At 67.4% G+C, this 23571-nt stretch carries 24 protein-coding genes; 18 read left to right on the forward strand and 6 right to left on the reverse strand.

Going from position 1 to position 23571, the window contains the following annotated elements; translation table 11 throughout:
• The 3 genes from AC4EEV_RS18115 to AC4EEV_RS18125 all read right to left on the reverse strand — a co-directional run bounded on the left by AC4EEV_RS18115 (nt 1) and on the right by AC4EEV_RS18125 (nt 1719).
• Nucleotides 1–405 carry a DUF4383 domain-containing protein gene (locus AC4EEV_RS18115; RefSeq protein ID WP_491329647.1) on the reverse strand — a complete coding sequence of 135 codons (405 nt, stop codon included), beginning with the start codon at nt 403–405 and terminating at the stop codon, nt 1–3.
• A gap of 171 nt (nt 406–576) precedes the next feature.
• Complete coding sequence (locus AC4EEV_RS18120) at nt 577–1122, reverse strand: hypothetical protein (RefSeq protein WP_240617723.1); 546 nt, start codon at nt 1120–1122, stop codon at nt 577–579.
• Nucleotides 1123–1245: 123 nt separating this feature from the next.
• Nucleotides 1246–1719, reverse strand: a complete 474-nt coding sequence (locus tag AC4EEV_RS18125; protein ID WP_491329648.1) for an Lrp/AsnC family transcriptional regulator — start codon at nt 1717–1719, stop codon at nt 1246–1248.
• A gap of 193 nt (nt 1720–1912) precedes the next feature.
• On the opposite strand from AC4EEV_RS18125, the gene pdhA reads away from it, so the two are divergent.
• Genes pdhA through AC4EEV_RS18140 form a run of 3 tightly spaced genes read left to right on the forward strand, consistent with a single transcriptional unit; the run spans nt 1913 to nt 5528 of the window.
• On the forward strand, nt 1913–3082 hold the full coding sequence (pdhA, locus tag AC4EEV_RS18130; RefSeq protein ID WP_491329649.1) for a pyruvate dehydrogenase (acetyl-transferring) E1 component subunit alpha: 1170 nt from the start codon (nt 1913–1915) through the stop codon (nt 3080–3082).
• Nucleotides 3082–4092, forward strand: coding sequence for an alpha-ketoacid dehydrogenase subunit beta (locus AC4EEV_RS18135; protein ID WP_018763446.1), 1011 nt, complete (start codon nt 3082–3084; stop codon nt 4090–4092). The genes pdhA and AC4EEV_RS18135 overlap by 1 nt, the downstream gene beginning before the upstream one ends.
• A gap of 8 nt (nt 4093–4100) precedes the next feature.
• On the forward strand, nt 4101–5528 hold the full coding sequence (locus AC4EEV_RS18140; RefSeq protein WP_491329650.1) for a dihydrolipoamide acetyltransferase family protein: 1428 nt from the start codon (nt 4101–4103) through the stop codon (nt 5526–5528).
• On the opposite strand, the gene AC4EEV_RS18145 is transcribed toward AC4EEV_RS18140, so the two are convergent.
• The gene (locus tag AC4EEV_RS18145) at nt 5525–6205 is read right to left on the reverse strand and encodes an SACE_7040 family transcriptional regulator (protein ID WP_491329651.1); all 681 of its coding nucleotides are present in this window, start codon (nt 6203–6205) and stop codon (nt 5525–5527) included. The genes AC4EEV_RS18140 and AC4EEV_RS18145 overlap by 4 nt on opposite strands.
• Nucleotides 6206–6350: 145 nt before the next feature.
• Here AC4EEV_RS18145 and AC4EEV_RS18150 point away from each other — a divergent pair, with 145 nt between their 5' ends.
• From AC4EEV_RS18150 to AC4EEV_RS18180, 7 genes are read left to right on the forward strand one after another with little or no spacing between them, the layout of a single operon-like run.
• On the forward strand, nt 6351–7958 hold the full coding sequence (locus tag AC4EEV_RS18150) for a carboxyl transferase domain-containing protein (protein WP_491329652.1): 1608 nt from the start codon (nt 6351–6353) through the stop codon (nt 7956–7958).
• Between the two features lie 7 nt (nt 7959–7965).
• Nucleotides 7966–10131 carry an acetyl/propionyl/methylcrotonyl-CoA carboxylase subunit alpha gene (locus tag AC4EEV_RS18155; RefSeq protein ID WP_491329653.1) on the forward strand — a complete coding sequence of 722 codons (2166 nt, stop codon included), beginning with the start codon at nt 7966–7968 and terminating at the stop codon, nt 10129–10131.
• A gap of 2 nt (nt 10132–10133) precedes the next feature.
• The gene (locus AC4EEV_RS18160) at nt 10134–11297 is read left to right on the forward strand and encodes an acyl-CoA dehydrogenase family protein (RefSeq protein WP_491329654.1); all 1164 of its coding nucleotides are present in this window, start codon (nt 10134–10136) and stop codon (nt 11295–11297) included.
• Between the two features lie 48 nt (nt 11298–11345).
• A complete protein-coding gene (locus AC4EEV_RS18165; RefSeq protein ID WP_018763452.1) occupies nt 11346–12152 on the forward strand; it encodes a CoA transferase subunit A in 807 nt (268 codons plus the stop codon).
• Nucleotides 12149–12928 carry a CoA transferase subunit B gene (locus tag AC4EEV_RS18170; protein ID WP_018763453.1) on the forward strand — a complete coding sequence of 260 codons (780 nt, stop codon included), beginning with the start codon at nt 12149–12151 and terminating at the stop codon, nt 12926–12928. The genes AC4EEV_RS18165 and AC4EEV_RS18170 overlap by 4 nt, the downstream gene beginning before the upstream one ends.
• Nucleotides 12925–13491 carry a MaoC family dehydratase gene (locus AC4EEV_RS18175; protein ID WP_240617721.1) on the forward strand — a complete coding sequence of 189 codons (567 nt, stop codon included), beginning with the start codon at nt 12925–12927 and terminating at the stop codon, nt 13489–13491. The genes AC4EEV_RS18170 and AC4EEV_RS18175 overlap by 4 nt, the downstream gene beginning before the upstream one ends.
• Nucleotides 13488–14327 carry an HpcH/HpaI aldolase/citrate lyase family protein gene (locus AC4EEV_RS18180; RefSeq protein WP_491329655.1) on the forward strand — a complete coding sequence of 280 codons (840 nt, stop codon included), beginning with the start codon at nt 13488–13490 and terminating at the stop codon, nt 14325–14327. The genes AC4EEV_RS18175 and AC4EEV_RS18180 overlap by 4 nt, the downstream gene beginning before the upstream one ends.
• On the opposite strand, the gene AC4EEV_RS18185 is transcribed toward AC4EEV_RS18180, so the two are convergent.
• Nucleotides 14324–15790, reverse strand: a complete 1467-nt coding sequence (locus AC4EEV_RS18185) for a lipase maturation factor family protein (protein ID WP_133832614.1) — start codon at nt 15788–15790, stop codon at nt 14324–14326. The two genes, AC4EEV_RS18180 and AC4EEV_RS18185, sit on opposite strands and share 4 nt — an antisense overlap.
• Before the next feature lie 73 nt (nt 15791–15863).
• Between AC4EEV_RS18185 and dxr the strand changes: the two genes are divergently transcribed.
• From dxr to AC4EEV_RS18225, 8 genes are all read left to right on the forward strand, one after another.
• Nucleotides 15864–17045: a 1-deoxy-D-xylulose-5-phosphate reductoisomerase gene (gene dxr, locus AC4EEV_RS18190; protein WP_491329656.1), complete on the forward strand. Its 1182-nt coding sequence runs from the start codon at nt 15864–15866 to the stop codon at nt 17043–17045.
• Between the two features lie 17 nt (nt 17046–17062).
• Nucleotides 17063–18391: a M50 family metallopeptidase gene (locus tag AC4EEV_RS18195; RefSeq protein WP_491329657.1), complete on the forward strand. Its 1329-nt coding sequence runs from the start codon at nt 17063–17065 to the stop codon at nt 18389–18391.
• 79 nt (nt 18392–18470) lie between these two features.
• Complete coding sequence (locus AC4EEV_RS18200; protein ID WP_026265062.1) at nt 18471–19208, forward strand: hypothetical protein; 738 nt, start codon at nt 18471–18473, stop codon at nt 19206–19208.
• Nucleotides 19205–19687 (forward strand): hypothetical protein, encoded by a 483-nt coding sequence (locus tag AC4EEV_RS18205; RefSeq protein WP_018763460.1) that lies wholly within the window; start codon nt 19205–19207, stop codon nt 19685–19687. The genes AC4EEV_RS18200 and AC4EEV_RS18205 overlap by 4 nt, the downstream gene beginning before the upstream one ends.
• A gap of 71 nt (nt 19688–19758) precedes the next feature.
• Nucleotides 19759–20052: a YciI family protein gene (locus AC4EEV_RS18210; protein ID WP_018763461.1), complete on the forward strand. Its 294-nt coding sequence runs from the start codon at nt 19759–19761 to the stop codon at nt 20050–20052.
• Between the two features lie 34 nt (nt 20053–20086).
• Nucleotides 20087–21253 carry a flavodoxin-dependent (E)-4-hydroxy-3-methylbut-2-enyl-diphosphate synthase gene (ispG, locus tag AC4EEV_RS18215; protein ID WP_491329658.1) on the forward strand — a complete coding sequence of 389 codons (1167 nt, stop codon included), beginning with the start codon at nt 20087–20089 and terminating at the stop codon, nt 21251–21253.
• Nucleotides 21216–22106, forward strand: coding sequence for a GNAT family N-acetyltransferase (locus AC4EEV_RS18220; RefSeq protein WP_026265065.1), 891 nt, complete (start codon nt 21216–21218; stop codon nt 22104–22106). The genes ispG and AC4EEV_RS18220 overlap by 38 nt, the downstream gene beginning before the upstream one ends.
• Before the next feature lie 38 nt (nt 22107–22144).
• Entirely contained in the window at nt 22145–22900 is a 756-nt protein-coding gene (locus AC4EEV_RS18225) for a hypothetical protein (RefSeq protein ID WP_491329659.1), read from the forward strand.
• Here AC4EEV_RS18225 and AC4EEV_RS18230 read toward each other — a convergent pair.
• A complete protein-coding gene (locus tag AC4EEV_RS18230) occupies nt 22893–23459 on the reverse strand; it encodes a TetR/AcrR family transcriptional regulator (RefSeq protein WP_018763465.1) in 567 nt (188 codons plus the stop codon). The genes AC4EEV_RS18225 and AC4EEV_RS18230 overlap by 8 nt on opposite strands.
• Between the last annotated feature and the right edge of the window lie 112 nt (nt 23460–23571).

Below are 23571 nucleotides of genomic sequence, written 5' to 3' on the forward strand. Positions count from 1 at the left end.
CTATGCCCGGGCAGCGGCCGGGGACTTGTCCAGGGACAGGCCCACGCCCAGGAGCAGGACGGCGCTGGCGAGGTGCAGGACGTTGTCGGCACCGTTCAGGGCGATGATGTTCAGCGGCGCGTCCAGCAGGAACAAGCCCACGATGCCCACCAGGAGGTAAACGGCGCCCACGGTGGCGTTGAGGGTGCGTGCGGTGTCCGTCCCGCGGAGTCCGGCGAACAGCAGGGCCGCGCCAATGGCCAGGTGGATGACGTTGTGGAGCGGGTTGACCTCGAAGATGATCAGGTTCGCGCCTTCGGTGGCGACGAATCCGACGCCGGACGTGACGGCAAAGCCTAGGAGGCCCACCAGTAGGTAGACGGCTCCGAAAACGGTGGCGACGAGACGGTTGGGTGAGTTGCGCATGGGACGAATCCTTCCTAGGGCGGGGACAGTTCCCCGAACGCCGGGCCCGGACGGACCCTCGGAAGCAGTTCGCATCACTGCAGGAGAAGGATGGGTGAAAAGATCAGTACCCTTTGTACTGCGCGGCTGCCGGGGCCGCACCGGCCCGCCCGCAATCGCGCGGCGGAGCGGTCAGGCAGCGGGCCGGAGCTTGATGTTGGTCATCTTGAGGTCGTTGGTGCCCTCGAAGCGGTAGGCGAGGTCGACCTTCTTGCCGTTACAGCTGATCTGGCCCGCCACGTCGGCTGATTTCAGGCCGTTTTCGGTGGCCACCTTGAGGTCGGTGTAGGCGGGCTTGCAGGAGTCATCCAGTTCCAGGCTTTTCACCCCGGCGATGAACGCCTCCTTGGAAAGCTGCTGCTGGAGCGCGGGGTCAAGGTAGTTGTCATATGCGGTGGTCACCTCGCCCGCGATCACCTTCTTGGTGAAGTCGTCGGCGAGGCCCCTGGCCTGGTTGGTGGCACTGTTCACCACGTTCACCAGGATCACGACGCCGAGGATCACCAACAGCAGCACCCCGCCGATGCCGCCGAGCACGATCCACAGTTTCCGCCGGCTGCGCACCCGCGGACGTTCCCCGGGCAGGCCGAACGGGGCCGGCTGCGCAGGCATCGGGGGCAGTTGCTGCGGCGACGGGTCCGCGTGTCCGTGCCGGTACGAATCCTGGGGACTGCTCAAGGGGGAGCCTTTCGGGGACGGGTGCGGTGGCACCGGCGGATTGCCCGGGCCCATCCCGGCCCGGCGCGTAACTGGAACCAGCCTATAACCCCGGCCTCCGGCGTCGTGCCTCCAGTGGTGCAGCTACCCTCCCTCCGAGCCCCGTTCCAGGAGGGGCTGCACCCGGAAGGGGATCAGCTCGCCCATGGCCAGGGCCGTGTCCGCCCGCTCCACGCCGTCGCAGGCCAGGATCTTGCCGTTGATCCGGAACAGGTCCTCGGCGTCCTTGGCCACCACGCGCAGCAGCAGGTCTGCCGACCCCGTGAGCCCGTACCCCTCCAGGATCTCGGGGATCGCCGCCATCTCCTCCGCCAGCCGCCCAAGTTTCTGCTGCTGGACGTGCACGGAGATGAAGGCCATCAGCGGGTACCCCAGCGCCACTGGATTAATGCGCCGTTCGAAGGACAGGAAGACGTGCTTCTTTTCCAGCTGTGCCATCCGCGCCTGGACGGTGTTCCGGGACAGGCCGAGCTTTTGCGCCAGTGCCACCACGGTCCGGCGCGGGTCCTGCGACAGCGCCGACAGCAGGCGGGTGTCAGTGCCATCCAAAGCTTGCATAATGCGCAACGCTAGCACGGTGGCAGCACGGCGGACAGGGCATTTTGCTCAGAAACAGCCGTGGTGGTTGTACCCCCTGAGCATTGTGAGTAGGGTCACAGTATCTGGGGCAATGGCGCCCGGAAGGCCGGTGGCGGCTGGAGCCAAAAGCCCGAAAACCACAGGTCAACGACGTACGAAGGTTGCGGCAATCGTGTCTACAGACGAAACGGGCCATGGCGGTGCAATCACCCCCGACAAAGCAGGGGAATCCACCGCGTCCGGGCAGGAACTCCTCCAGTTGATCACCCCGGAAGGCGAGCGGATCAGCCACCCGGAGTTCGATTTTTGGGTCAAGGACATCACCGACGAGCAGTTGTGTTCGCTGTTCGAGGACATGACGGTCATCCGGCGGATCGATGTTGAAGCCACCGCCCTGCAAAGGCAGGGAGAGCTGGCGCTCTGGCCGCCGTTGCTGGGGCAGGAGGCGTCCCAGATCGGTTCGGGACGCGCCATGCGGGCGGACGACTTTGTCTTCTCCAGCTACCGCGAGAACGGCGTGGCCTACTGCCGGGGAGTGGACCTGACAGACCTGCTCCGGGTCTGGCGCGGCAACGCCTCCGGCGGCTGGGACCCCTACAGCATCAACATGGCAACGCCGCAGATCATCATTGGCGCCCAAACCCTCCACGCCACCGGCTATGCCATGGGCATCCAGAACGACGGCGCCGATGCCGTGGCAGTTGCCTACTTCGGCGACGGCGCCACCAGCGAAGGCGACGTCAACGAGGCCATGGTGTTCGCCGCCAGCTTCCAGGCCCCCGTGGTGTTCTTCTGCACCAACAACCACTGGGCCATCTCCGAGCCCGTACGGCTGCAGTCGCACATCCACCTTGCGGAGCGGGCCACCGGCTTCGGCATCCCCAGCCTGCGGGTGGACGGCAATGACGTCCTGGCTGTCATGGCAGGCACCCGGCTTGCACTGGACCGGGCGCGGCGCGGCGGCGGCCCCACCTTCATCGAAGCCGTCACCTACCGGATGGGACCGCACACCACCGCCGATGATCCCACCCGCTACCGGGACGCCAACGAACTGGAGGACTGGGCGGCAAAGGACCCCATCTCCCGGCTGGTATCGCTCCTGGACCGGAAGGGCCTCCTGACCGCGGAGCTGCAGGAGCAGGTCCGGCGCAAGGCCGATTCCGTGGCAGCGGAAATGCGCCGCGGTTGCACCACCATGCCGGATCCCCAGCCGATGGACGTCTTCAAGCACGTCTACAGCGCCCCCAACTCCTGGCTTGAACGCCAGCAGGACCATTACGCCCGCTACCTGGCTTCATTCGGCGACCCCGCAGGAGCAGTTTCAGAGGAAGGTGCACGCTGATGACCCAGTTGACCTTTGCCCGCGCCATAAACGCCGGCCTGCGGAAGTCGCTGGAAAGCGACTCCAAGGTGGTCCTCCTCGGCGAGGACATCGGTGCCCTCGGCGGCGTGTTCCGGGTAACCGACGGTCTGCAAAAAGACTTCGGCACCCACCGGGTGGTGGACACGCCGCTGGCCGAATCCGCCATCGTGGGGACTGCCGTCGGCCTGGCCTACCGCGGCTACCGCCCTGTGGTGGAGATCCAGTTCGACGGATTCATCTATCCGGCGTTCGACCAGATCGTCAGCCAGGTGGCCAAGCTGCATTACCGCACCCGCGGCGCGGTGAAGATGCCCATCACCATCAGGGTTCCCTTCGGCGGCGGGATCGGCTCGCCGGAGCACCACTCCGAGTCCCCGGAAGCGTACTTCACGCACACCTCCGGGCTGCGCGTGGTGGCCGTTTCCAACCCCCAGGACGCGTACACCGTGATCCAGCAGGCCATTTCCTGCGACGATCCCGTCCTGTATTTCGAACCCAAACGCCGCTACCACGACAAAGGCGAGGTGGATGAGTCGGCCGCTCTTTCCTCCGCCCTGCCCATGGACAAGGCCCGCGTGCTGACCGAGGGTACCGACGCCACCCTGGTGGCCTACGGACCCCTGGTCAAGACCGCACTGGACGCTGCCACGGCCGCAGCCGACGAGGGAATCTCCCTCGAAGTCATCGACCTGCGATCGCTGGCCCCGGTGGACTACGACGCCGTGGTCGCCTCCGTGCGGAAGACCGGGCGCCTGGTGGTCACGCACGAAGCCGGACAGTCCGGCGGCCTCGGAGCGGAAGTGGCCGCCAGCATCACCGAGCGGTGTTTCTACCACCTCGAAGCTGCTCCGGTCCGGGTCACCGGGTTCGACATTCCGTACCCGTACTCCAAGCTGGAAATGCACCACCTGCCGGGCCTGGACCGTATCCTCGACGGCGTGGACCGCGCCTTGGGCCGCCCGAATTCCCTGAGCGGGCTGGAAGGATGAGCGCCACCATGATCAAGGAATTCCGTCTCCCTGACCTGGGTGAAGGGCTCACAGAGTCAGAAATCCTCAGCTGGAAAGTGGACGTTGGGGACACCGTCAGCCTGAACCAGGTCATTGCCGAGGTGGAGACAGCCAAAGCCGTGGTGGAGCTTCCCTCTCCGTATGCCGGGGTTATCAAGGAGCTCCACGAGCAGCCCGGGTCCGTGGTTGAGGTGGGCAAGCCCATTGTCTCGTTCGAGGTGCCGGACGACGCCGGAACGGCACCTTCGGACCCGGCCGGCACGTTGACGGCGGAGCCGGGGGAGCGCGGCGCGGAAACGCAGAAACGGGAACCGAACCTGGTGGGCTACGGCGCCGTCGTCGAAGGCTCCGGCCGGCCGGCCCGCCGGCCCCGGAACTTCGCCGCCCCGGTGGTTGGCGCGGTCAAAACCGAGCCGGTCAAAATCGAGCCGCTCAAAACTGAGCAGGTCAAAACCGCGCCGGTCCAAAACGGGCCTTCGGTGGTTGAGCCTGCCGAAACCAAGCCTGCTGACACTGCAACCGCCGAGCGGCCACGGTCCACACCACCGGTGCGCAAGCTGGCCAGGGACCTGGGGGTGGACCTGGCACGGGTTCCCGGCACCGGGCCTGGCGGGTTGATCACCAGGGAAGACGTCCGGGGATTTGCCGGACACGGCGAAGAAGCTGTCCCGCCCCTGGCGGAGCCGGTGGCCCTCTCAGGCAGCCGGTTGGGGGAGCGGGAAACCCGGACTCCCATCAAGGGCGTCCGCAAATACACCGCGGCCGCCATGGTGCAGAGTGCCTTCACCGCCCCGCACGCCACCGAATTCCTCACCGTGGACGTGACGCCAAGCCTTGAACTGCTGGCCAGGCTCAAGAACAGCAGGGAGTTCGCCGGCCTCAAGCTCACCCCGTTGACGCTCGCGGCCAAGGCAGTCCTCGTCGCCCTCCGCAGGAATCCGGCGCTGAATTCGCACTGGGATGAGGAACACCAGGAAATCGTCACCTACAACTACGTCAACCTTGGCATCGCGGCGGCCACGCCCCGGGGACTCACCGTTCCCAACATCAAGGATGCGGACACCATGCAACTTCCGCAGCTCGCCCAGGCGTTGACGGCGCTCGCGGAAACGGCCCGCGCCGGCAAGACCACGCCTGCCGAGCTGTCCGGGGGCACCATTTCCATCACCAACATCGGCGTTTTCGGCATCGACGCCGGTACTCCCATCCTCAATCCCGGTGAAGCGGCCATCCTGGGGCTGGGCGCCGTCCGGACCCTGCCGTGGGAATACCGGGGCGAGGTGGCCCTGCGCCAGGTGATCACCTTGAGCCTGTCCTTCGACCACCGGCTGGTGGACGGCGAACAAGGCTCCCGGTTCCTGGCTGACGTCGGCACCATCCTGGCCGAGCCGGGAATGGTGCTCACCATGGTCTAGCGGGAGGGCGGGGCGTCCCCTGCACTGTCCGCCAGCAGCGCTGCCAGTGCCATGCGCTCAAGCAGGGGGCGGGCCACGCCTGCCGCCATCCGCCGGCCATGGCTGCGGACGGAGTGCGGAGTGGAGTTGATGAGGCCGAAGGTGGCGTGCGCCCGCATGCGGAGTTCGGCAGCGTCCGTCCCGGGGTGGACTCCGGCGAGGACGTCCACCCATAGCTCCACGTAGCTGCGCTGCAGGGAGCGCACCGCTGACTGGTCCTGCTCGGAGAGGTTGCTGAGGTCCCGGTCCTGGACGCGGATCACGTCGGGCTTGCCGAGCGCAAAGTCCACCTGGAACTCCACCAGCCGGCGCAGGGCGGCTGCCGGGTCGGCGCTGTCTTCCACCACCTGGCGTCCGCCGTCCAGCAGTTCCTGGCTCACGGTCACCAGGAGGTCGGCGAGGACTGCCTGCTTGCCCGGGAAATGGCGGTACACCGCGGGGCCGCTCACGCCCGCGGCCGCGCCAAGGTCTTCGAGCGACACCCGGTTGAACCCGTTCAGTGCGAACAGGGAAGCCGCGGCGGTGAGCAGGGCCTGCCGCCGGTTCTCCTTCGCCTTGCCGCGCTGCGTGGTGGGAGCCGGGTGCGGCGTGGTGCCTGGCTGCGCGGCGTTGCTGGACTGTGTTTCCGTGCTTGGCACTTTTCCTCCTCGGACCGACGCAGATTCTACCAACACCGCCATGTGTTGGACATCACAGTTAATCGAGACTAACCTGAATTTCAGTTATTAGTCACTAACCGAGTTGGCCTGGAGCCGGCCCGGTCCAGACAGGAACGGATCGTAAATGGAGACCCTGGCCAGCAGGCTCGACCCCGCAAGCGAGTCCTTCCGCGCCAACCGGGAAGCGCAACTGGCCCTCGCCGGCGACCTCCGGAAGAGGCTGGCGGACGCGGCCCTCGGCGGCCCACAGAAATCGCGGGAGAGGCACGTGGCCCGGGGGAAGCTGCTGCCACGGGACCGGATCGACCAGTTGCTGGATGACGGCAGCCCGTTCCTGGAGATCGCGCCGCTGGCTGCCAACGGGATGTACGGCGACGACGCACCGGGAGCCGGGGTCATCGCCGGGATCGGACTGGTGCACGGGCGGCAGGTGCTGGTGATCTCCAACGATGCCACCGTCAAAGGCGGAACCTACTACCCGATGACGGTGAAGAAGCACCTGCGTGCCCAGGAGATAGCTCTCGAAAACGGGCTGCCCTGCATCTACCTGGTGGATTCGGGCGGGGCGTTCCTTCCCAAGCAGGATGAGGTCTTTCCGGACAAGGACCATTTTGGCCGCATCTTCTACAACCAGGCCAGGCTCTCCGCCGCGAAGATACCGCAGATCGCCGCCGTCATGGGGTCATGCACCGCCGGCGGTGCCTACGTCCCCGCCATGAGCGACGAGACAGTCATTGTCAGGAACCAAGGCACGATCTTCCTGGGCGGCCCGCCCCTGGTGAAGGCCGCCATCGGGGAGATCGTGACTGCGGAGGAACTCGGCGGTGGAGACGTGCACGCACGCATCTCCGGGGTGACCGACCACCTGGCCGAAAATGACGAGCACGCCCTGCAGATCATCCGGGATATCGTTGCCACCCTCCCACCGCCCGCCGCGCCCGCCTGGCAGGTGGAGCCCGTCGTCGAACCCGCCGTGGACCCGGACGGAATCTACGGCGCCGTGCCCACGGACGTCAACGCCCCCTACGACGTCCACGAAGTCATCGCCCGGCTGGTGGACGGCAGCAGGTTCCACGAGTTCAAACGGGAATACGGCACCACCCTTGTCACGGGATTCGCCCGGATCTGCGGACACCCCGTGGGAATCGTGGCCAACAACGGCGTGCTCTTCAGCGAATCGTCGCTCAAGGGCGCCCATTTCATCGAACTCTGCGACCAGCGCGGCATCCCCCTGCTGTTCCTGCAGAACATCTCCGGCTTCATGGTGGGCAAGGACGCCGAGCAGGGCGGCATCGCCAAGAACGGCGCCAAGATGGTGACCGCCGTAGCCACCGCCCGCGTTCCCAAGCTGACGGTGGTGATCGGCGGCTCCTTTGGCGCCGGCAACTATTCGATGTGCGGCCGGGCCTATTCGCCGCGGTTCCTCTGGATGTGGCCGGCCGCCCGGATCTCCGTCATGGGCGGCAACCAGGCCGCCAGCGTCCTGGCCACCGTGAAACGCGACCAGTACGAGGCGGCCGGCGAAGAATGGCCGGCAAGCGATGAAGAGGCGTTCAAAGCACCCATCCGCCGCCAGTACGAGGACCAAGGCAGCCCCTACTACTCCACGGCCAGGCTCTGGGACGATGCCGTGATCGACCCCGCAGACACCCGCACCGTCCTGGGACTGGCGCTCGACGTCGTCTCCCGCACCCCCTTGCCGGAGACCTCCTTCGGCCTCTTCCGGATGTGAGCCCGTAATGACCATGCAAACCCGAACAGATCCAGCCCCCGGCGGCACGTCCACCCCACGCCTGTTCGGCACGGTCCTGGTGGCAAACCGCGGTGAAATCGCCTGCCGGGTCATCCGGACCCTGCGCCGCCTGGGCATCCGGTCGGTGGCCGTCTACAGCGATGCCGACGCCGGCGCCCGCCACGTCCGCGAAGCTGACGCGGCCGTGCGCATCGGCCCGGCAGCCGCCGTCGACAGCTACCTGAGCGCGGACGCGATCATTGAGGCGTGCCGGCAATCGGGCGCCGAGGCCGTCCACCCGGGGTACGGCTTCCTGAGCGAGAACGTGGACTTCGCCCGCGCCTTGGAGAAGGCCGGCATCACGTTCATCGGACCCGGCGTGGAGGCCCTGAACGTTATGGGGGACAAGATCCGGGCCAAGAACCACGTGGCCGGCTACGGCGTGCCGGTGGTTCCCGGCATCGCCGAGCCCGGCATGACCGACAGCGAACTGGTGGAGGCAGCCGGCGGGGTCGGCTTTCCGCTCCTGATCAAGCCCTCCGCCGGCGGCGGCGGCAAGGGGATGCACGCCGTCGAAAAACCGGAGGACCTGGCCGCCGCCCTGGCAACGGCCCGGCGCGTGGCCGCCGCCGCGTTCGGCGACGACACCCTGTTCCTGGAACGCCTGGTGACCACCCCACGGCACATCGAAGTGCAGGTGCTGGCGGACAGCCACGGCAACGTCATCCACCTGGGCGAGCGGGAATGCTCGCTGCAGCGGCGTCACCAGAAAGTCATCGAGGAAGCGCCGTCGCCGCTGCTGGAGGGCCTTCCGGACGGGGCGGCCATTCGGGCACGGATCGGCGAGGCGGCCTGCAATGCAGCCCGCAGCGTGAACTACCGGGGCGCCGGAACCGTGGAATTCCTGGTTTCCGACGACGCACCGGACGAGTTCTTCTTCATGGAGATGAACACCAGGCTGCAGGTGGAGCACCCGGTGACCGAAATGGTCACCGGCATCGACCTGGTGGAATGGCAGGTGCGGATCGCAGCAGGTGCGGAACTGACGCTCCGGCAGGCCGACGTCGAACTTTCCGGCCATGCCGTGGAAGCGCGCGTGTACGCCGAGGTGCCGGAGAAGAATTTCCTCCCCTCCACCGGGACCGTGCTGGTGCTGGACGAACTGCCATCCCCGGCCGGGGGCCGGGTCCGGGTGGACTCCTCCCTGCTGGAGGGCCTGGAACTCCCGGCCCACTATGACCCCATGATTTCCAAGGTCATCGCGTGGGGCGAAGACCGCGGTGCCGCGCTGGCAACCCTTGACGAGGCCCTGGCCCGCTACACCGCCTTGGGCATTGACACCAATGTGGAGTACCTGCGGCTCCTGCTGAACGACCCCGACGTCAAGGCCGGCCACCTGGACACCGGCCTGATCGAACGCAAGCTGCCCGGCATGGAATTCCGGAAGGCCGGTGACGCCGAACTGGTGGCCGCGGCGCTGTACGCGCTCTCCCTGGAGGACCACAACACTGCCCCGGGGAGCGGACCGTGGCGGGCCCACAACGGCTGGCGGCTCGGAACGCCGGCACCGCGCCGGATCAGCCTGGGAACGGCCGACGACGGCGTGGCCACGGTTGAGGTCACCGGAAGCCCAGCAGGGGAAGCCGCCGTCACGGCAGCCGTTGACGGGCGAAAGCAGGAGCGCGCCGGACTGTCCCTTGAGGACCCGCGGCGGGCCGTCCTCCGGCTGGGCGACGGCACCCGAAGCTACGCCGTCGGCGCAATCCCCGGCCGACCCACACGGCTCTTCCTGGGCAGTGATGGCTGGTCCTGCCGGCTTGAGGTCCTGGCCCGGGAGGCACGGCTGGACCGGGTGCTGGCCGCCATTCAACGCGAAGAAGGCTCAGCGGATCCCGAGGTGCGCTCGCCAATGACGGGAACCGTGGTGGCCGTCCCGGTCACCGACGGCGACGCGGTCCAGGCCGGGGAGGTCCTGGTGTCCGTGGAGGCCATGAAGATGGAGCACCACCTCGTTGCGCCGCTGGCCGGCACCGTGCACCTCAGCGCCCGCACCGGCGACCTCGTGAAGGCCGACCAGGTTCTGGCCACCGTGCACCCCCACCCTGCAGACGCGGAACCGACGCCCGCAGATACCGACACAGACACAGACACCAGCCAAGGCGAAGGAGCCTGACCATGACCGGATTCGAACTCAGCGAGGAATACCAGGACCTCAGCGACACCGTCCGCGACTTCGCGGACAACGTGGTGGCCCCGGTCTCCGCCAAACACGATGAGGAACACAGCTTCCCCTATGACGTGGTGAAACAGATGGCCGAGATGGGCCTGTTCGGGCTGCCCTTCCCGGAGGAATTCGGCGGCATGGGCGGCGACTACTTCGCGCTCGCCCTGGCCTTGGAACAGCTCGGACGCGTGGACCAGTCGGTGGCCATCACGCTGGAGGCCGGCGTTTCCCTGGGTGCCATGCCGGTGTACCGCTTTGGAACCGATGCCCAGAAGCAGGAATGGCTTCCGCTCCTGGCATCAGGCCAGGCGCTCGCGGGCTTCGGGCTCACCGAACCGGAGGCAGGTTCGGATGCGGGCGGTACCAAGACCACCGCCCGCCGCGAGGACGGCAGTTGGGTCATCAACGGCAACAAGGAGTTCATCACCAACTCGGGAACGGATATCACCCGGCTGGTCACCGTCACCGCCGTCACCGGCCGGAAGGAAGCCGCAGACGGCAGCCTGCGGAAGGAGATCTCCACCATCCTCGTGCCCACGAATACGCCGGGCTTCAAAGCCGAGAAGCCGTACAACAAGGTGGGCTGGAACGCCTCCGACACCCACCCGTTGACCCTCAAGGATGTCCGCGTACCGGAGGAAAACCTCCTCGGCGAAGAAGGGCGCGGGTATGCGAATTTCCTGTCCATCCTGGACGAAGGCAGGATCGCCATTGCCGCGCTGGCCACCGGCGCCGCCCAAGGCTGCGTGGACCTGTCGGTCAAATACGCCAGGGAACGCAGGGCATTCGGCCAGGAAATCGGCAAGTACCAGGCCATCTCCTTCAAGATCGCGCGGATGGAAGCGCGGGCCCACACGGCCCGCCTGGCCTACTACGATGCGGCCGCCAGGATGCTGGCCGGCAAGCCGTTCAAGACCCAGGCGGCCATCGCTAAGATGGTCGCAGGCGAGGCGGCCATGGACAACGCGCGGGATGCCACCCAGGTATTCGGCGGCTATGGCTTCATCAACGAGTTCACCGTGGCACGCCATTACCGCGACTCCAAGATCCTTGAAGTGGGGGAGGGCACCACGGAAGTCCAGCTGATGCTGATCGCCCGTGAACTGGGATTGTAAGCACCTGCGCCAGCAGTACTGATCGCAGCCGGCCGGAAAGGATCAATGATGATTGACAAGGTTGTAGCCAGCGCCGACGACGCCGTGGCGGATATCCCGGACGGGGCTTCCCTGGCGGTTGGCGGCTTCGGGCTGTGCGGCATCCCGGTGGCCCTGATCGACGCCCTGCACCGCGCCGGCACTACTGGCCTGGAAACGGTCAGCAATAACTGCGGCGTGGATGACTGGGGCTTGGGCATCCTGCTCCGCGACGGCCGCATCCGCCGCACCATCAGCTCCTATGTGGGGGAGAACAAGGAGTTCGCCCGCCAGTACCTTGCCGGTGAGCTCGAGGTGGTGTTGACACCGCAGGGCACCCTGGCCGAGAAGCTGCGCGCCGGCGGCGCCGGCATCCCCGCGTTCTACACCAAGGCGGGGGTGGGGACCCAGGTGTCCGACGGCGGCCTGCCGCAGAAGTACGACGCCGACGGCGGCATCGCGATCGCCTCCGCGGCCAAGGAAGTGCGTTCCTTCGGGGGAGTGGACTACGTCTTGGAAGAATCCCTCACCCCCGACTACGGGCTGGTGCACGCCTGGAAGGGTGACCGGCACGGCAACCTGGTCTTCCATGCCACGGCCATGAACTTCAATCCGCTCTGCGCCATGGCCGGACGCATCACCATCGCCGAGGTGGAGGAACTCGTCGAACCCGGCGAACTGGACCCCGAACACATCCACACCCCCGGGATCTTTGTCCAGCGGGTGGTCCTGGCGGCCGGCGGGGAAAAGCGCATCGAAAAGCGGACGGTGGCCTTGGAGGCCCCGGCCGCGGCGGGCGGGAACCCCGCCGGCAGTGACCAGCAGGCAGGAGCATGACCATGGATCCCAACAGCCCCGAGGCGCCCCGCCCGGAAGCGGTCCGTCCGGAGTACCGGCGCGGCGGCGGGCACCAGCCCGGGCCCGGCGGAGCCGCCGCCGCAGCAGGCAGCAAAGGCTGGACGCGGAACGAACTGGCCGCCAGGGTTGCCCGGGAACTCCGCAACGGCCAGTACGTCAACCTTGGCATCGGCATGCCCACCCTGATACCCAACTACATTCCGGCCGGGGTGGAAGTGGTGCTGCACTCGGAGAACGGGATCCTGGGCGTCGGCCCCTACCCGGCAGAGGACGCGGTGGATCCGGACCTGATCAATGCCGGCAAGGAAACCGTGACGGTCAACCGGGGTGCGGCGTTCTTCGACTCGGCAACGTCGTTTGGCATGATCCGCGGCGGCCACGTGGACCTCGCCGTCCTCGGCGCGATGGAAGTGGCCGCCAACGGAGACCTCGCCAACTGGATGGTCCCGGGAAAGATGGTCAAGGGAATGGGCGGCGCCATGGACCTGGTGTTTGGCGCCAAGCGCGTGATCGTGATGATGGAGCACGTGGACCGGAACGGCAATCCCAAGATTGTCAGGGAGTGCTCGCTCCCGCTGACCGGCAAAGGCTGCGTGGACCGGATCATCACCGACCTCGCCGTAATCGACGTCGTCCGGGACGGCGGCCCCTCCCGGCTGGTCCTGCGCGAGCTGGCCCCCAACGTTTCCGTCGAAGACGTGGTGGCCGCCACCGGCGCGGAACTGTACGAAGAAGACCAGGAACTCACCGTATGACCGGCACCGACCCCACTGATAGGTTCCCGGCCGGACCAGCGGCCCCAGGGGGCGGCCGGCGCGTCATCGAGCAGCGCGGGCTCTACTTCGACGAGCTGGAGGAGGGCGTGCTGTATGCCCACCGGCCTGGACGCACCGTGACGGAAACGGACAACGTCCTTTTCACCACCCTCACCATGAACACGCAGGCGCTGCACCTGGATGCTGCCTGGAGCGCGGGGCAGCCTTTTGGCCAGCGGCTGATGAACTCGATGTTCACCCTCGCCACCATGGTGGGGCAGTCCGTCACCCAGTTGACCCAGGGGACCATCATCGCCCAGCTCGGGCTGACCGATGTCTCCTTTCCGCACCCGCTCTACCACGGGGACACGCTCTACACAGAGACCGTGATCACCGGCAAACGGCTTTCGGCCTCCCGGCCGGGCCAGGGCATTGCCACCATGGAGCACACCGGGCGCAACCAGGACGGAGCCGTGGTGGCACGGGCCACGAGAAGCTGCCTGATGTGGACCCGGGCCGCCCACCAGGACCAGCCCGACGCACAGGGGAGAATGCCCGTATGACATTTGTGATGGGCCCGGCCCTGCTCTTTTGCCCCGCCGACCGCCCCGAGCGCTACCTGAAAGCCGCAGCGCGGGCGGACGCCGTGATCCTGGACCTCGAGGACGCCGTGGCGCCACCGGACAAGCAGCGGGCGCGCGGGGCAATCCTGGCCCAGGCGGGCGCTGCAGGAGACGATCCCGAACTTGACCCCAGCCGGACCATCGTCCGGGTCAACCCGGTCGGCACGGACGACTTCGCGAAGGACCTGCACTGCCTGGCGCACACGCCGTACCGCACGGTGATGCTCGCCAAGGCGGAATCGGCTGAACAGCTCAAGGCGCTGGAAGGCTACCAGGTCATTGCGCTGTGCGAAACGGCCCTGGGCGTGCTGAACGCCCCCGCCATTGCGGCTGCCCCCAACGTTGTGGCCCTGATGTGGGGAGCAGAGGACCTCGTGGCCACGTTGGGCGGCACCTCCAGCAGGAAGGACGACGGCGGCTACCGGGCGGTGGCCCTGCACGCCCGCTCCTCGGTGCTGCTGGCCGCCAGGGCCTTGGGCAAGGAAGCCATCGACGCCGTGTACACCAACATCCCCGACCTCGACGGGCTGGCGGACGAAACCGCCGACGCCGTGGCCTCCGGGTTCGGCTCCAAGGCGTGTATCCATCCAGGCCAGGCTGCCGTGGTCCGCAAAGCCTACGCTCCCTCCGGGGAGGAGGTGGCCGCGGCGCGTGAACTGCTGGACGCTGCCGCGGCGGCCGGGAGCGGGGTCTTCCAACACCACGGAAAGATGATCGACGGGCCAATCCTGAAGCACGCCGAAGGCATCCTGCGCCGTGCAGGCAGGGACGCCTAGCTGCCCTTCCGTCCCGTCGGCCGGCGAAGGGACGTGGGCGGAATGGGCTCGTACAGCAGCGTCCGCACCCAGCGGTTCCCGGTCTCCCGGAGCTCCTTCCGGGTGGCGAAGCGGTAATGGAAACTTCGCACGCGCACCAGGCGCGGCGCGGCGCCGTCGAACGGGTCATGCCGGAGCAGCCGCAACACCTGCCGGTCCGCCACGAGCAGTTTGCCCAGGAAGGCATAGAACCATTCCTCGTGCACGCTCCGCAGCGGCAGGAACCACATCAGCCAGTCCAGCCGCAGGTGGTACGGAGCCCACTGCCGGGGAATGCGGCTGACATCGCCGGGTTTGCCCTTGAAGCCGTACTCGCGCCAGTCCGACGCGTCCCCGGGGTTCCCGTCCAAGGTTCCTTCAACCACGATCTCGATGCGCTGCCTGGTCACCGTGCCGAAGGCGCCGTAGGCATTGACCAGCTGCCACCGGTTGAAGCTGGCATTCATGAGCTGCCGGCGGGAGAAGAGGTTCCGCAAAGGCCAGTAGCTAAGGACCAGCAGCAGGAGGGACGCCGCCAGCGTTATGGCCAGCCACCACAGGGGAGTGGCCGGTGCTGCGCCGGCGTGCCAGTCCGCCGGGACGGCCGGGATCACGGCGTGGGCCACGGGATCGCTGACCGCGGCAAACGCCAGGATGATCGCCATCCAGTTCAGCCATGCAAAGTTGCCGCTCGCCACCAGCCACAGCTGGGTGGCCACGACGACGGCCGCCGCCACGCCCGCCACCGGCTGCGGGGCGAACAGCAGGAACGGCACCACCAGCTGGGCGATGTGGTTGCCCACCACTTCGACCCGGTGCAGCGGCTTCGGCAGCAGGTGTGCCTGCCTGCTGAGGGGGCCCGGCATGGGCTGGGTTTCATGGTGGTAGTACAAGGCCGTCAGGTCCCGCCATTCGCGGCCGCCGCGGATCTTGATCATGCCTGCCCCGAATTCCAGCCGGAACACCAGCCACACCACCAGGATCAGGATGGTCCGCGGCGGTTCCGTCTGGTCCGATCCCAGGAAGGCCACGGTGAAACCGGCCTCCAGCAGCAGCATCTCCCAGCCGAACCCGTAGAAGGTCTGCCCCACGTTCACGATGGACATGTACAAAAGCCACAGGGCAAGGAACGCCAGCAATGGAACCCAGGGCGGTCCGGCCTGGGGGAGCCCGGCGACGAGCAGCGCCGAGACCGCCAGGCCTGCGGCGCAGACACCGCGCAGCAGCCGGTCGGAATACCGCCAACGGAACAGCGTGGGCCGGGACAACCGGGAAAACGCGGCCAGGAAGTCCGGCACCGGAAGGAGGCCGCGCTCTCCGAGCAAGGCCGGGAACTGGTTCAGCGTGGACAGGAACGCAACGAAGTACAACGCTGCGACGCCCCGTTGCAGCACCTGCCGGGCAAATTCATACTCCGGCGCATCGAACCAGGTGAGCCAGTCCACGGTTTCCACGTTACGCCCGGCCGCCCGGCGGTCAAGGCGCAGCAGGCCCGGCCGCGTGCGGGATACTTAACGGATGCAGCCACGCAGAATCGTCCTCCTCGGATCCACCGGTTCCATCGGCACCCAGGCGATCGACGTCGTCGACGGCGCCCCGCACCTCTTCGAGGTGGTGGCACTCAGTGCCGGTGGCGGCAACCTTGAACTGCTGGCCCGCCAGGCGGTCCACACCGGCGCCGCCGTGGTGGGCATCGCCGCCGGTGACCCCGGCCGGCTGGAATCCCTTATCCGGGAAGCAGCCGCCGCCGGCCGTCCCGGGTACCGCCCGGAAATCGTGGCCGGACCTGACGCCTCGGCCCGGATCGCCGCGGTGGAAGCGGACGTGGTCCTCAACGGCATCACCGGTTCCATTGGCCTGGCGCCCACCCTTGCGGCACTCCGCTCCGGGGCCACCCTGGCCCTGGCCAACAAGGAATCGCTGATCGTTGGCGGCAGCCTGGTCAAGGCTGCGGCCAAGGAAGGCCAGATTGTGCCCGTCGACTCGGAACACTCGGCGATCGCCCAGTGCCTGCGCGCAGGGACGGCAGCCGAGGTGGACCGGCTCATCCTGACCGCCTCGGGGGGGCCTTTCCGCGGCAGGAGCCGGGAGCAGCTGCATTCCGTCACGCCGCGCGAGGCGCTGGCGCACCCCACCTGGGACATGGGGGTCATGGTCACCACCAATTCGGCCACCCTGGTCAACAAGGGACTGGAAGTCATCGAAGCCCACCTGCTGTTCGATATCCCGCTCGACCGGATCGATGTGGTGGTGCACCCGCAGTCCGTCGTCCATTCCATGGTCCAGTTCGTTGACGGCTCCACCATTGCCCAGGCCTCCCCACCGGACATGCGGCTTCCGATTGCCCTTGGCCTGGGCTGGCCGGCCCGGGTACCCATGGCCGCGCCCGCCTGCGACTGGACCCAGGCCGCCACCTGGACCTTTGAACCCCTGGATGCTGCAGCCTTCCCGGCCGTTGACCTTGCCAAGGACGCCGCCAAGCAAGGCAGCACCTTCCCTGCTGTTTTCAATGCGGCCAACGAAGAGGCCGTTACGGCGTTCCATGCGGGCCGGATCCGGTTCACCGACATCGTCGATACCGTGGACGGGGTGCTCAGCGAACACTCAGGTTCCTCCGGGCTGACAGTGGAGTCGGTGCTGGATGCTGAAAGCTGGGCACGCGCCCGCGCCCACGAACGTTTAGCAGTCAGCAGTCTCTAGGAAGCAGCAGCACCTCCATGACCCCTGTCCTACTTTTCATCCTCGGCGTCGTCTTCGTGGCCGTCGGCATTGCCGTGTCCATCGCCCTCCACGAGGTGGGGCACCTGGTGCCGGCCAAGCTCTTCAAGGTGCGCGTCACCAAGTACATGATCGGCTTCGGGCCCACCCTCTGGTCACGCCGCAAGGGTGAAACCGAGTACGGCGTGAAAGCCGTTCCGCTGGGCGGCTACGTCTCGATGATCGGCATGTACCCGCCCAACAAGGAGGACGGCTCGGTCCGGCCCTCCAGTACCGGGATGTTCCAGACGCTGGCTACGGAAGCCCGGTCACTAGCCCACGAAGAGGTAGGACCCGGCGACCACGACCGCGTCTTCTACCGGCTGCCGGTCTGGAAAAAAGTGATCGTGATGCTGGGCGGGCCGGCCATGAACATGGTCCTTGGGGTGGTGCTGACGGCCGTCCTCCTGATGGGATTTGGCATTGCCACCGCCACCACCACCATCTCCGACGTCTCCAAATGCCAAGTGGCCGCAGGGCAAACCGTCGATCCCGACTCTGCCGACTGCCAGCTGACCCCCGCGGCAGCGGCGGGGCTCAAACCCAATGACACCATCACCTCCTTCGACGGCAAGGCCGTCACCAGCTGGGACCAGCTGACGGAGTGGATCCGCGCCTCTGCCGGCAAGGACGTGGCCATCACCGTTCAGCGGGACGGCGCTGCCGTGTCAACCACGGTGACGCCGGTCCTGTCTTCCCGGCCCGTGATGGGCGCCGACGGGCGGCAGGCCACCGATGCTGCCGGCAACCTCGAGTACCAGGACGTCGGTTTCCTTGGCATCGGCGCGCAAACGGCGCTCGTGTCCCAGCCGGCGTCGTCGGTCCTGCCCATGGCCGGAGAGAACATCCGGCAGGTGGCCGGCGTGGTGTTCAACCTGCCCGCCCGTGTGGTGGGCGTAGCCAAGGCCGCTTTCAGCGAGGAACCCCGGGACCCCAACGGCCCCATCAGCGTGGTGGGCGTGGGCCGGGTGGCCGGCGAGGTTGCCGCCATGGAAGCTGTCCCGCTCCAGTCCCGGCTCGCCACCCTCGTGGGCCTGCTGGCCGGCCTGAACTTCGCACTGGCCGTATTCAACCTCATCCCGCTGCTGCCCCTTGACGGCGGCCATGTGGCCGGAGCCCTGTACGAAGGAGCGCGCCGCGCCGTGGCCAGGCTGCGCGGCCGGCCGGACCCGGGAGCGTTCGACATCGCGAAACTGCTGCCAGTGACCTACGTCGTGGCGGCCTTGTTGATGGGCATGAGCGCCCTGTTGATTTACGCGGACATCGTCAAGCCCGTCAATCTGTTCTGATATCAGCCGATTTAGGCTGACTTTGCTAAATCAGTCAGATTTGATTGATTGATATGAATCATCCGCCTATGGTTGATCTATGTTCGTAATGACGATCGACCAGCGTGGCAGCACCGGTGACCTGGACCGGGTCCCGGGTTTCATTGAGCAGATCGCGCGCCTCGAACCTGCCGGCGCCGGCAGGCCGGCTTTCGAGCGGTCGGTCGGCGACGAAGTCCAAGGGGTGGTGCGGGACGCTGATGCCGTCGTGGACATCGCCCTGTACGCGCTCCGCGAAGGGCACTGGTACGTCGGCATCGGCGTCGGAACCGTGACGCTGCCGGCGGGTGCCAGCCCGCGGGAAGGCACCGGAACCGCGTTCGTGGCTGCCCGGAAGGCCGTTGAGCGCGCCAAGGCCGCCGCTTCCCAAGTGCCGGTGTCAGTGGTGGCCGGCATCATGGCGGGGGAGGCGGGCGGGAATACCCCGGCCGGGGAAGGGGAGCGGACATGCGCCAAAGCCGAAGCGGTGCTCCGGCTGCTGGGCCGCCTGGTCCAAGAGCGGACGGAAGCCCAGTGGCGGGTGGTTGACGCGCTGCGGCACCTGGACGCCGGCGCGCCCGGAGCCGGCCGGCCTGGTCCGGCCCGGCACGGCAGCCAAAAGCAGGTGGCCAGGGAACTTGGAATATCGGAGCAGTCCGTGAGCCGTACCGTGCTTCGCTCCGGATGGCAGGAAGAATGGGCAGCACGGCCGGCCGCATCGCTGCTGCTTGATCTCGCCCAAGCACAGGTGGTCCCGGCCGTACAGGAAACCGGAGCCGGCGATGGAGGAGTCAAGTGACCGCAGTGTGGGTGGCCGTGGCCTTGGCGGTGGCAGGTTTCGTGGGATGGCCGGTGACGGCCTTGGTGTTCAAGCTCGCCAGGACCATTGACGACAAAGCCGATGCCGCCACGACGGCAACGGACGCCGGCTCCGCTGCCCAGGACCCGTCTGCCGACGTCACGGTGGACGGCGAGCTGACGGCGCAACCCGGGCCGGCGGCGTCGAACGGAACGGACGCAGCAGCGTCGGCTCCGGGCCAGCGCATCCTGCGCGGCGGCGCCATCATCGGCGTGCTGGAACGGCTCGGCGTATGCCTTGCCATCCTGGCCGGCCAGCCGGTCGCCATCGCCTACATCGTCGCGATCAAGGGCCTCGGCAGATTCGCTGAACTCAAGGAGACCCCTGTGGCCGCGGAGCGCTTCATCATCGGAACCCTCACCTCCATGCTCTGGGCGGCAGGAACCGCAGCCGCCGCCAAAGTCCTTTTCCTGCAGTAAACGTCCACCGCGTCCTCGAACCGGGACAGCCCGGATGGGTACGAAGGCAGGCATGGCGATAGGGTAGCCGTATGACAGTTTTTGCCGTTGAGTACGTTTACGCCGCCAACTCCACCGAAACCCGCAACGAGGTCCGGCCCGCGCACCGCGAATGGACAGGCGGCCTGGCGCAGGACGGTGTCATCGTGGCCAGCGGACCCTACGGCGACGGGGCCGGTGCCCTCCTGATCTTCACGGCAACAGACGAAGCTGCCCTGAACTCGATCCTTAAGCAGGACCCGTTTGCCGCGGCCGGCGTCATCGCCGGGACCCGCATCACTGAATGGTCACCGGTCACCGGCATGCTTGCCGGGCTCGCCGCGTAACCGCATCCCTACCCTTTCAACCCAAGGAGTCCACGTGACCTCGGTCAGCCTGGGAATGCCGTCAGCACCGCCGCCCGTCCTGGCACCCCGCCGCAAGACGCGCCAGATCAAAGTCGGCTCGGTAGGCGTGGGATCTGATTTCCCCATCAGCGTGCAGTCCATGACCACCACGCCCACCACGGACATCAACGCCACCCTCCAGCAGATTGCTGAGCTGACGGCGTCCGGCTGCGACATCGTGCGCGTCGCGTGCCCGTCCGCAGACGATGCCGAGGCGCTGCCCATCATCGCCCGCAAGTCCCAGATCCCGGTGATCGCAGACATCCACTTCCAGCCCAAGTATGTCTTCGCCGCCATCGAGGCCGGTTGCGCGGCAGTGCGCGTGAACCCCGGGAACATCCGGAAGTTCGATGACCAGGTCAAGGAAATCGCGGCCGCCGCGAAGGACCACGGCACCTCGATCCGGATCGGCGTCAATGCAGGCTCCCTGGAACCGAGCATCCTCAAGAAGTACGGCAAGGCAACCCCCGAAGCGCTCGTCGAGTCCGCCGTCTGGGAAGCGTCCCTTTTCGAGGAACACGGCTTCCACGACTTCAAGATCTCGGTCAAGCACAACGACCCCGTGATCATGGTGGCTGCCTACGAAATGCTCGCCGAAAAGGGCGACTGGCCGCTGCACCTCGGCGTCACCGAGGCCGGCCCCGCGTTCCAGGGGACCATCAAGTCCGCCACCGCGTTCGGAGCCCTGCTGTCCCGGGGGATCGGTGACACCATCCGGGTGTCCTTGTCCGCCCCGCCGGTGGAGGAAATCAAGGTGGGCAACCAGATCCTCCAGTCCCTCAACCTTCGTCCCCGCAAGCTGGAAATCGTCTCCTGCCCCTCCTGCGGACGGGCCCAGGTGGACGTCTACACTTTGGCCGAGCAGGTCACCGCCGGGCTGGAAGGGATGGAGATCCCGCTGCGCGTCGCTGTCATGGGCTGCGTCGTGAACGGTCCGGGCGAGGCCCGCGAAGCGGACCTCGGCGTTGCGTCCGGAAACGGCAAGGGCCAGATCTTTGTGAAGGGCGAGGTCATCAAGACTGTCCCTGAGAGCCAGATTGTTGAGACACTGATCGAAGAGGCCATGCGTATCGCGGAAGAGATGGGGGAGGCCGATGGCGAAGATGCTGTCAAGGGTAGCCCCGTGGTTAGCGTCTCGTAGGGACGATCCCGACCCTGCGGGTATTTCCGTCCGAACGCTTGACGGCCAGGACACCGCGGCGCTGACCAGTCTGGCGCAGCAGGATCCCGTTACCAACGTGTTCATCCTGGCGCATTTGCGCGCCACGGGCACCGCAGCACCCACTGCCGGAGGCGCCGGCGTTCTGGGCGTGTTCGACAACGGCGTCCTTTCCGGTGCCTGCTGGGCCGGGGCAAACCTGGTGCCGGTCCAGCTGGACCCCGCCCTTGCGCCGCTGGTAGCCGGGGCCGCGAACAGCTCCGGGCGCCGGTATGCGTCCGCCTTTGGCCCCGCAGAGGCAGTGCTGGCCCTTCATGCGGAACTCGCCCAACTGGGCCACCGTGCCCACGAAGTGCGGGCGGACCAGCCGCTGATGGTCATCGCGGAGCGGCCACGGGTCCAGCCCCACCCGGGTTTGGCCCAGGGCAACCTGGCCGACTTTGACCGTATCCTTCCGGCCTGCGCCGCCATGTTTGAGGAAGAGGTAGGGTACTCGCCATACTTGGGCGGCCGGGAGTTCTACAGCCGCCGGGTGGAAGGCCTCATCCGGCAGGGCCACTCCCTGGTCCACCTGAACGAGGCACATGAAGTGGTTTTCAAGGCCGAACTGGGGGCCGTCACCGCGGACGTCACCCAGGTCCAGGGCGTGTGGATGAATCCCCGGTACCGCGGCCAGGGGCTGAGCTCCGGCTACATGTCCGCCGTGGTGGAAAGAGCGCAGAAGATCGCGCCCGTGACCAGCCTGTACGTCAACGGCTTCAACACCAAGGCCCGGTCCACGTACGAACGTGTCGGCTTCCGGCAGGTGGGTACGTTCGCTACAGTTCTTTTCTAGCGGCGTCCGCCGGAGGAGAACTGAAAATTGGGGGAAAAATGAAGAAGACCGTGCTGGGAACATTCGGGGCTTCCGCCCTCCTGGCCATGGCGGTATCCGGGTGCGGGGGACCGGCCCCGCAGGCCGCGGATTCCCCGACCGCAGCGCCCGCGGCGTCACAGACCACAGCCGCCCCAACTCCCACGGCAACGCCCACGCCTACCGCCAAGGCCTATACGTCCGAACAGCTTGCTGCCATCGTGGGGCAGGTCAGGGACTCGGCGGACCGCAGGCTGACCGTCCTGCCCGCCGTTGATATCACCAAGACGCTGGACCAGACCAAGACCATGCTCGCGTCGATCGACGTCAAGCCCGCGGAGTGCAAGGAACTCGCAGCTGCCAGCGCCGTGCCGAACGTCGATGGCGCCACCATGGCCATCGGCATGAGCACCGACGCCGGCACAGGCGCGGCGACCGCGCTATCGCTGATCGCCGGCCTGGACCAGAGCCTGCTGGGCAAGGTGGCCAGCTCCGCGGACCAGCTGGCCAAGTGCTCCTCCATGACCATGACGGCCTCGGGCGTGGAGGTCTCGGTCACCGTGAAGGCCCTGCAGGGCGTGGGCTCTGTTCCCGGCGTCTTCGCATATCGTACGGACGCCACCTTGCCGGACGGCCGTACGCAGTCCACGGTCACGGCGCAGGCGGTGCAGCAGGGCGTGGTGCTCACTTCCGTCGCCTCCGGGGGCGCGAGCGAGGACGACGCCGTCCAACGGGCCGGTGCGCTCCTCGACTCGGCTGCTGCCCTGGTCAAATAGGGCCGGTGAGGTAGCGCTGCACCGTGGGTGCCACCAGCCGCACCACATCATCCGCGGGTGCTGACGCGAGCGGTTCCAGCCGCACCACGTAACGGACCATCATCAAACCCACGATCTGGCTTGCCACGAGGCTTCCGCGCAGCGCCACTTCCTGCGGCGGCCCGGGAACCGAAGCCGTGATCCTGGTGATCACCCGGCGTGCCACCGCCTCCCGAAGCTGCGACGTCCTGGCCGTGGACCCGATGGTTCCGCGCAGGAAGGCCAGGAGGCCGGCCTGGGCGGGGCTTTCCCAGAGCCGGAGGACCGTGCGGACCATCAACTCGGCCCGCTGGTCAGGGTCCGATTCCGCCATGCCCGCAAGGACCTGCTCCGGGTCGGCAGGCAGTTCCACGCTGAGGGCAAAGAGTTCGTCCTTGCCGTTGAAGAAATGGTGGATCATGGCCGGATCCACTCCCGCGGCGCGGGCCACCTGGCGCAGGCTGGTCCCGTCAAAGCCGTGTTCGGCGAAAAGCCTCCGGGCGGCGTCGAGGATGTGGTCGCGGGACGCGGTGGCGCCCACGCGGCGTCCGCGGCGCCCGGAACCCGCCGGGCGGCCGGAGCCCGCCGGGCGGCCGGAACCCTTCGGGCGTCCGGCGGAACCCGCCGGACGGCCAGCCGGATCCTCTGCCGGA

The sequence above is a fragment of the Pseudarthrobacter sp. MOO14 genome (assembly GCF_058267675.1).

Coding starts and splice junctions, on each gene's coding strand:
- AC4EEV_RS18115 (WP_491329647.1), bottom strand. CDS start 405: ATGCGCAACTCACCCAACCGTCTCGTCGCCACCGTTTTCGGAGCCGTC.
- AC4EEV_RS18125 (WP_491329648.1), bottom strand. CDS start 1,719: ATGCAAGCTTTGGATGGCACTGACACCCGCCTGCTGTCGGCGCTGTCG.
- AC4EEV_RS18135 (WP_018763446.1), top strand. CDS start 3,082: ATGACCCAGTTGACCTTTGCCCGCGCCATAAACGCCGGCCTGCGGAAG.
- AC4EEV_RS18140 (WP_491329650.1), top strand. CDS start 4,101: ATGATCAAGGAATTCCGTCTCCCTGACCTGGGTGAAGGGCTCACAGAG.
- AC4EEV_RS18150 (WP_491329652.1), top strand. CDS start 6,351: ATGGAGACCCTGGCCAGCAGGCTCGACCCCGCAAGCGAGTCCTTCCGC.
- AC4EEV_RS18155 (WP_491329653.1), top strand. CDS start 7,966: ATGACCATGCAAACCCGAACAGATCCAGCCCCCGGCGGCACGTCCACC.
- AC4EEV_RS18160 (WP_491329654.1), top strand. CDS start 10,134: ATGACCGGATTCGAACTCAGCGAGGAATACCAGGACCTCAGCGACACC.
- AC4EEV_RS18165 (WP_018763452.1), top strand. CDS start 11,346: ATGATTGACAAGGTTGTAGCCAGCGCCGACGACGCCGTGGCGGATATC.
- AC4EEV_RS18170 (WP_018763453.1), top strand. CDS start 12,149: ATGACCATGGATCCCAACAGCCCCGAGGCGCCCCGCCCGGAAGCGGTC.
- AC4EEV_RS18175 (WP_240617721.1), top strand. CDS start 12,925: ATGACCGGCACCGACCCCACTGATAGGTTCCCGGCCGGACCAGCGGCC.
- AC4EEV_RS18180 (WP_491329655.1), top strand. CDS start 13,488: ATGACATTTGTGATGGGCCCGGCCCTGCTCTTTTGCCCCGCCGACCGC.
- dxr (WP_491329656.1), top strand. CDS start 15,864: ATGCAGCCACGCAGAATCGTCCTCCTCGGATCCACCGGTTCCATCGGC.
- AC4EEV_RS18195 (WP_491329657.1), top strand. CDS start 17,063: ATGACCCCTGTCCTACTTTTCATCCTCGGCGTCGTCTTCGTGGCCGTC.
- AC4EEV_RS18200 (WP_026265062.1), top strand. CDS start 18,471: ATGTTCGTAATGACGATCGACCAGCGTGGCAGCACCGGTGACCTGGAC.
- AC4EEV_RS18210 (WP_018763461.1), top strand. CDS start 19,759: ATGACAGTTTTTGCCGTTGAGTACGTTTACGCCGCCAACTCCACCGAA.
- AC4EEV_RS18220 (WP_026265065.1), top strand. CDS start 21,216: ATGCTGTCAAGGGTAGCCCCGTGGTTAGCGTCTCGTAGGGACGATCCC.
- AC4EEV_RS18225 (WP_491329659.1), top strand. CDS start 22,145: ATGAAGAAGACCGTGCTGGGAACATTCGGGGCTTCCGCCCTCCTGGCC.